The 8,166-nt window shown below is 36.2% G+C and carries 6 protein-coding genes; all 6 read left to right on the plus strand.

The genetic code is table 11. The annotated features are described in order from the left end of the window. Positions 1 to 403 precede the first annotated feature (403 nt). Entirely contained in the window at positions 404 to 1,924 is a 1,521-nt protein-coding gene (locus tag MW688_RS18325; protein WP_486737458.1) for a serine/threonine protein kinase, read from the plus strand. Between the two features lie 15 nt (positions 1,925 to 1,939). After that, positions 1,940 to 3,499, plus strand: a complete 1,560-nt coding sequence (locus MW688_RS18330) for a serine/threonine protein kinase (RefSeq protein ID WP_486737459.1) — start codon at positions 1,940 to 1,942, stop codon at positions 3,497 to 3,499. A 5-nt stretch (positions 3,500 to 3,504) separates the two neighbouring features. Next, the gene (locus MW688_RS18335) at positions 3,505 to 3,834 is read left to right on the plus strand and encodes a hypothetical protein (protein WP_486737460.1); all 330 of its coding nucleotides are present in this window, start codon (positions 3,505 to 3,507) and stop codon (positions 3,832 to 3,834) included. Between the two features lie 194 nt (positions 3,835 to 4,028). Next, positions 4,029 to 5,150: a CHAT domain-containing protein gene (locus MW688_RS18340; RefSeq protein WP_486737461.1), complete on the plus strand. Its 1,122-nt coding sequence runs from the start codon at positions 4,029 to 4,031 to the stop codon at positions 5,148 to 5,150. Positions 5,151 to 5,172: 22 nt separating this feature from the next. Further along, a complete protein-coding gene (locus tag MW688_RS18345) occupies positions 5,173 to 5,319 on the plus strand; it encodes a hypothetical protein (protein ID WP_486737462.1) in 147 nt (48 codons plus the stop codon). A gap of 2 nt (positions 5,320 to 5,321) precedes the next feature. Beyond that, the coding region (locus MW688_RS18350) for a tetratricopeptide repeat protein (protein WP_486737463.1) at positions 5,322 to 8,166 on the plus strand (2,845 nt) is incomplete at its 3' end.

The following is an 8,166-nucleotide window of genomic DNA, read 5'->3' on the forward strand; positions in this document are numbered from 1 at the left end:
GCGGTGGCGGTGGCGGTGGCGGTGGCGGTGGCGGTGGCGGTGGCGGTGGCGGTGGCGGTGGTTAATAATTTTACTCTTTACCTCTAAAACCAAGAATTGCCGTTAGATAATATAAGTTGACCTTAAATCAAAGCACCAGCACCTGTGTACTAACTAAGCCCTAGGTCAACAAACAGGTCATTACAGTATCAAAACCCAGTTTTTAACTTATGCAGTTATTTTGTTTTAAATTAGGTTCCCACCAGAAAATATTTGATTTTTCGTGCATCTTAGCTTAACTAAAAGTTGAGTATTTCTAGTTGAAAAGTAATTCTTAATTCTTAATTCTTAATTACACTAAAATCTTATTACCTTCTGCCTCTTGCTTCTTTCCTCAAAATATCGAAATATGGAGAAAATACCGATGCAACCTAATACTATCTTAAATAACCGTTACCAACTAAAAAAACAACTGAGTCATAAAGCCGGAAGACAAACTTTTTTAGCTAATGACTTACAAACTAATAGCCCAGTTATCGCGAAGATTCTCACATTTGACCAGGAATTTCAATGGGATGAATTTAAACTGTTTGAAAGGGAGGTTGAAACTCTCAAAAATCTTAATCACCCTGCTATTCCCAAATATTTAGACTATTTAGAATTAGAAGAGAATAACATCCCCTATTTTGCTTTAATTCAAACTTACATCGATGCACCTTCTTTAGAAACTCTAATTCAAGATGGCAGAAAATTCACAGAAGCCGAAGTTAAACAATTAGCCGAGAAAATTTTAAATATTCTCACTTATTTCCATGGACTCAATCCTCCAGTTATCCACCGAGATATTAAACCAAGTAATATTCTAGTTAAGAATCGTTCAGGGAATAGTATTGGCGATATTTATTTAGTGGATTTTGGTGCAGTACAAACTGTGGTGAATAAAGAAAGTGGCACAATTACTATTGTAGGAAGTTGTGGTTATATTCCCTTAGAACAGTTTAACGGCAAGGCTACCCCCGCATCAGATTTATATAGTTTAGGGATGACATTAATTTATTTATTAACGGGAGTACATCCTGCTGATTTATCACAAGAAAATGGACAAGTTAAATTTGATGACAAGGGCATGAGTCGCCCGTTAGTAAGATGGTTAAAGAAGATGACTCACCCCTATTTAGATAAACGTTTTACTTGTGCTAATACTGCTTTAAATACCCTTAATTCCAATCAAATAACTAAAGGTTATCATTTAAATCTTAAACCTGATGATAGCGAGGTAATATTAAATTGTGATGGAGATAAATTAGAAATTGCTATCAAGGAATTGCGCCCTCTTTTTATTTCACAAGGTGCCAGAATAATTAATGATAAATTTGATAGTGTGTTGAAGCATCATCGGGGCTTGTATGCGTTTTTACAACTTCTAATGCTAGTAATTATGCCGCAACTATGGGTTCTGATTTATGTTCTGCTTCCTGTTTTAATTGTTTGGAATATCACGTTTTTATTTGAATGTATATTCTGTATATTCTTCAGTTTTGTTTTTTATAGATTGTATTTGTTGATTGAATGGCTATTATTTGGTAAAAATCATTACAAAGTTTTTTCAATAGAAAAAGAGCGTTTAATTAGGATAGGTACTTGTCGTAAATTATCGCAAAATAGAAATTGGCAAAAACCATTAGTTTTTAAAACAATTAATCTCATTGTTTATAATCCTGGTTATGAATTTGACCGCCTTTCAGATCCCACTAGTACGCCACGGAAATCTTTAATAGTCGCTGTTCCTCCTAGTTTATCAGTTTATGCAGAAGGTGTTGAATTTAAAATTGGTGAAAGTAAAACTTCACTGTCTCAAGCAGAATACTGGTGGTTAGCACAGGAATTGAGTGAATTTTTAGATTTAGAAGTAAAAATTATTTATCCTACTGCGAAGTTTAACTAATCAAAATATGGAAATATGGAGCAAATATCAATGCAACCTAATACTATCTTAAATAACCGTTACCAACTAAAAAAACAACTGAGTCATAAAGCCGGAAGACAAACTTTTTTAGCTAATGACTTACAAACTAATAGCCCAGTTATCGCGAAGATTCTCACATTTGACCAGGAATTTCAATGGGATGAATTTAAACTGTTTGAAAGGGAGGTTGAAACTCTCAAAAATCTTAATCACCCTGCTATTCCCAAATATTTAGACTATTTAGAATTAGAAGAGAATAACATCCCCTATTTTGCTTTAATTCAAACTTACATCGATGCACCTTCTTTAGAAACTCTAATTCAAGATGGCAGAAAATTCACAGAAGCCGAAGTTAAACAATTAGCCGAGAAAATTTTAAATATTCTCACTTATTTCCATGGACTCAATCCTCCAGTTATCCACCGAGATATTAAACCAAGTAATATTCTAGTTAAGAATCGTTCAGGGAATAGTATTGGCGATATTTATTTAGTGGATTTTGGTGCAGTACAAACTGTGGTGAATAAAGAAAGTGGCACAATTACTATTGTAGGAAGTTGTGGTTATATTCCCTTAGAACAGTTTAACGGCAAGGCTACCCCCGCATCAGATTTATATAGTTTAGGGATGACATTAATTTATTTATTAACGGGAGTACATCCTGCTGATTTATCACAAGAAAATGGACAAGTTAAATTTGATGACAAGGGCATGAGTCGCCCGTTAGTAAGATGGTTAAAGAAGATGACTCACCCCTATTTAGATAAACGTTTTACTTGTGCTAATACTGCTTTAAATACCCTTAATTCCAATCAAATAACTAAAGGTTATCATTTAAATCTTAAACCTGATGATAGCGAGGTTATATTAAATTGTGATGAAGATAAATTAGAAATTGCTATCAAGGAATTGCGCCCTCTTTTTATTTTACGAGCTCCAAGAATAATTTATGATAAGTTATGTATTGTGTTGAAGCATAAGCCATGTTTATATTTTTTACTACAACTTGGAGCATTGGGATTTATAATAATAATGGTACAACTATTCTTTCTGATAATTGGTCTGCTTTCTATTTTAATTGTATGGAATGTCATCTTGGCACTTAAATGTTTATTCTTCTGGTTTGTATTTTGTATATTGTATTTGTTGATTGAATGGCTATTATTTGGTAAAAATTATTACAAAGTTTTTTCAATAGAAAAAGAGCGTTTAATTAGGATAGGTACTTGTCGTAAATTATCACGAAACAGAAATTGGACAAAGTCATCTCTTTCTAATAAGATTAATCTCATTGCTTATAATCCCGGTTATGAATCTGATACCATTGAATACAACGTTGACTCATACGGAAGAAGAAAAGTAACTTTTCCTCCTACCTTATCAGTTTATGCAGAAGGTGTTGAATTTAAAATTGGTAAAAGTAAAACTCCACTGTCTCAAGCAGAATACTGGTGGTTAGCAGAGGAATTAAGTGAATTTTTGGGGTTAGAAGTAAAAATTATTTATCCTACTCCCAAATTACCTAAAGAACTAAGTTCCCGAGGAGGATGTTAAGGGACTTGCTGAAAAAGTGTCTTCTAGATAACGATTTACGCATCGGAGCCTCTTCTGCACAAATAAACCAATTTTCCCAACAACATATTATTGATTTACTGCAAATATGTTCCGAAAATAATCAAATACTAAGGGAAAGTATGAAAAGATGGTTGAATACTGAATCTTGGCAAATTATCAGACAAGAGATACTCTCCAACATTGATTCTCATTCAGAAACTAGAGTTATTTTTCAAACTGAAGATGAAATTTTGCGCGGTTTACCTTGGGATGTATGGGATATATTTGAAGAACTTAGGTATAACTCAGATCTTTCACCAGAACTTATGTACTAAAATAACCTCAGAAAAAGTTCATTTCTCTTTAGCCAATATCTTGCAAAGGTATACCAATTTTTAAGCGTTGAGCATCAATTCTTTAACTCATTACTCATTACTCATTACTCATTACTCAACCACAACCAGTAACATTAGGTATAGATGCAAGATTTGAGTATAAGGTAGGATGGGGCTTGAGTACGTTTGATTGTATGAGGGAATTAAACTTAGTCTCAACTTCTCCTACTGGGGAACAAATCCGTATCTTAGCAATTTTGGGTAATAATCAAGGAATAAATATACAAATAGACCAACAAATTCTACAAAATTTACCCGATGCAGAGGTAAGGTTTTTAGTAAAACCTAACCGACAAGAAATCAGCGAACAACTTTGGGGACAACCTTGGGACATTCTCTTTTTCGCAGGTCATAGTAATAGTAGAGGTAGAAGAGGTATATTCATGATTAATGATGTGGACTATCTCACCATCGATGACTTAAGGCATGGGTTGAGACAAGCGATCGCCTCAGGTTTACAGTTAGCCATTTTTAACTCCTGTGATGGCTTAAAACTTGCTGAAGACTTAGCTGATTTAAACCTACCTCAAACTATTATCATGCGAAATCCTATACCAGATAGAGTAGCACAGAGGTTTTTACAATATTTTCTCCAGTCTTTTTCAGCAGGTAAACCTCTGTATCTAGCGATAAAAGAAGCGCGGTTTAGATTAGTAGACGATTATGAACCTCAAGACCAAGAAAATAGCTGGAATGAAAAAATACCAGGTGTCAGTGGGTTACCGGCTATTTTTCAAACAAGCTTTATAGAACCATTTAATTGGGAAAATCCCGTTTTAGATGTATTTTGGCAAAAATTAGTCAACGCAGCTTACAACAGAGAGAATTGGCTAGAATTTATACCAATAACAAGATCAACACTCAGACCAATTTTGGAGCAATCAATTCTCTCTCTGAGGGTAAATGAACGTTATGAAATCAGAATTAATTTAGATCGTGGCGATCGCTATTTTATCTTACTCAATCGCAGTCAATCACCAGATCATGAAATTTACCGTTATGTTTTTTGTCCTTCACAAGCCCTAGCACCAAATAATTTTTTCACAAACAACACCATATTGATGCCTCAAGTTGGGTCTAATTTATTGGGACATGGATTTTATTTTGATAGTCCTAGTATAGAAGAATTTATAGGAATTAGTTTAGCTATAGCAATTCTCATACTGGTGAGGTACAGAGGTTATTCTTTTGAGGCAGGAGGCAGGAGGCAGGAGGCAGGAGGCAGGAGGCTCCGAGAGTTAGGTACAACCTCATGAATCCGAAAAATGCTATAATTCTGTGAATTTTAACTGGCTACAGCCTACGACAGAAGAATCCGTATCTATTTGGGATAGAGAGAGGATTAGACAATTGTGGGATTATTTAACGGCAGAACAAGATTGGATTGCTTATTATCAAAAAATTGAAGTAGTAGAGGAAGTTTAGAGATGAATGAACCAACACAATATAATTACTTAGAGTTTTGGAACCAAATATTAGCAAAGATTAAAGGAAATCAGACAGAAGTTTATTCTTTACTAGCTAGTAATCAACATCTGTTGAATGAAGGATTTCGTCACTGGTTAAATGAATGGACTAGAGATAGAATGACTCAACTTCCATCATCTGAGCAAGAAAGTTTAGCAAGATTAATTTATAAATTTGGCGGTTTAATTGTTCAATTTCCCTTAGGGAATCCCAGGGAAAATAAAGAAATAGCCCTCAACAGTTTTCAACTAGTTTTAAGAGTATTTAATCGGGAAAATTACCCTGAACAATGGGCAGCAACTCAACAGTTATTAGGTTTAGCTTATACACAGCGCATAGAAGGAGAAAAAAGAGAGAATCTAGAAACTGCTATTCATTGTTATCAAAATGCTCTTTCTGAAAGGACTAGAGAGCGAGTACCCCTATATTGGGCAGCAACTCAACACAATTTAGGTGCTGCTTATATGTTCCGCATAAAAGGAGAAAAAAGAGAGAATCTGGAAACTGCTATTCATTGTTATCAAAATGCTCTTTCTGAAAGGACGAGAGAGCGAGTACCCCTTGATTGGGGACATACTCAACACAATTTAGGTATAGCTTATAATGAACGCATAGAAGGAGAGAAAAGAGAGAATCTGGAAAGGGCGATTAATTGTTATCAAAATGCTCTTTGTGAATGGACTAGAGAGCGAGTACCCCTAGATTGGGCTATGACTCAACACAATTTAGGTTTAGCTTATACACAGCGCATAGAAGGGGAGCCAAGAGAGAATCTGGAAAGGGCGATTCATTGTTATCAAAATGCTCTTTCTGAAAGGACCAGAGAGCAAGTACCCTTAGATTGGGCTCTGACTCAACACAATTTAGGTATAGCTTATAGAGAGCGAATAGAAGGGGAAAAAAGAGAGAATATAGAAACCGCTATTCATTGTTATCAAAATGCTCTTTGTGAATGGACTGAAGAGCGAGTACCCCTTGATTGGGCTATGGCTCAATACAATTTAGGTGCAGCTTATAGAGAGCGTGTAGAAGGGGAGAAAAGAGAGAATCTGGAAAGGGCGATTAATTATTTTCAAAATGCTCTTTCTCAATGGACTAGAGAGCGAGTACCCCTTGATTGGGCTCTGACTCAACAGGCATTAGGTAGTGCTTATAGAGAGCGTATAGAAGGGGAAAAAAGAGAGAATCTGGAAAGGGCGATTAATTATTTTCAAAATGCTCTTTCTCAATGGACTAGAGAGCGAGTACCCCTTGATTGGGCTCTGACTCAACAGGCATTAGGTAGTGCTTATAGAGAGCGTATAGAAGGGGAAAAAAGAGAGAATCTGGAAAGGGCGATTAATTGTTATCAAAATGCTCTTTCTGAATTAACTAGAGAGCGAGACCCCCTTAGTTGGGCTATGACTCAAGGCGCATTAGGTACAGCTTATAGAGATCGGATAGAAGGAGAGAAAAGAGAGAATCTGGAAAGGGCGATTAATTGTTTTCAAAATGCTCTTTGTGAAAGGACTAGAGAGCGAGACCCCCTTAGTTGGGCTATGATTCAACAGTCATTAGGTAATGCTTATAGAGAGCGCATAGAAGGAGAGCCAAGAGAGAATCTGGAAACAGCGATTGATTGTTTTCAAAATGCTCTTTGTGAAAGGACTAGAGAGCGAGTACCTCTAGATTGGGCAGCAACTCAACACGCATTAGGTAATGCTTATACACAGCGCATAGAAGGGGAAAAAAGAGATAATCTGGAAACCGCTATTCATTGTTTTCAAAATGCTCTTTGTGAATGGACTAGAGAGAGAGTACCCCTTAATTGGGCTATGACTCAACACAATTTAGGTACTGCTTATAAAGACCGCATAGAAGGGGAAAAAAGAGAGAATCTGGCAAGGGCGATTAATTGTTATCAAAATGCTCTTTGTGAAATAACTAGAGAGCGAGTACCCCTATATTGGGCTATGACTCAAGGCGCATTAGGTAATGCTTATAGAGACCGTATAGAAGGGGAGAAAAGAGAGAATCTGGAAAGGGCGATTGATTGTTTTCAAAATGCTCTTTCTGAAAAGACTAGAGAGCGAGACCCCCTTAGTTGGGCTATGACTCAAAACAATTTAGGTAATGCTTATATAGAGCGCATAGAAGGGGAAAAAAGAGAGAATCTGGAAACCGCTATTCATTGTTTTCAAAATGCTCTTTCTGAATGGACTCAAGAGCGAGTACCCCTTAATTGGGCAAATACTCAACACAATTTAGGTTTTGCTTACATTTACCGGATAGAAGGAGAGAAAAGAGAAAATCTGGAAAGGGCGATTAATTGTTTTCAATTAGCCCTTTCTGAAAGGACTCAAGAGCGAGTACCCCTTAATTGGGCAGAAACTCAACACAATTTAGGTTTAGCTTATTTTTACCGCATAGAAGGGGAAAAAAGAGAGAATCTGGAAAGGGCGATTAATTGTTATCAAAATGCTCTTTGTGAATGGACTAGAGAGCGAGACCCCCTTGATTGGGCTATGACTCAACAGTCATTAGGTAGTGCTTATACTTACCGCATAGAAGGGGAAAAAAGAGAGAATCTGGAAAGGGCGATTAATTGTTTTCAAAATGCTCTTTGTGAATGGACTCAAGAGCGAGTACCCCTTAATTGGGCTCTGACTCAACACAATTTAGGTTTAGCTTATAGTGACCGCATAGAAGGGGAGAAAAGAGAGAATCAGGAAAGGGCGATTGATTGTTATCAAAATGCTCTTTCTGAAACGACTAGAGAGCGAGTACCCCTTAATTGGGCTATGACTCAAATTAATTTAGGTACTG

Source organism: Johannesbaptistia floridana (assembly GCF_057440575.1).

What these genes read in the sequence shown, in the direction of transcription:
- MW688_RS18330 (WP_486737459.1), top strand. Translation starts at nt 1,940, where the DNA reads ATGGAGCAAATATCAATGCAACCTAATACTATCTTAAATAACCGTTAC.
- MW688_RS18325 (WP_486737458.1), top strand. Translation starts at nt 404, where the DNA reads ATGCAACCTAATACTATCTTAAATAACCGTTACCAACTAAAAAAACAA.
- MW688_RS18340 (WP_486737461.1), top strand. Translation starts at nt 4,029, where the DNA reads ATGAGGGAATTAAACTTAGTCTCAACTTCTCCTACTGGGGAACAAATC.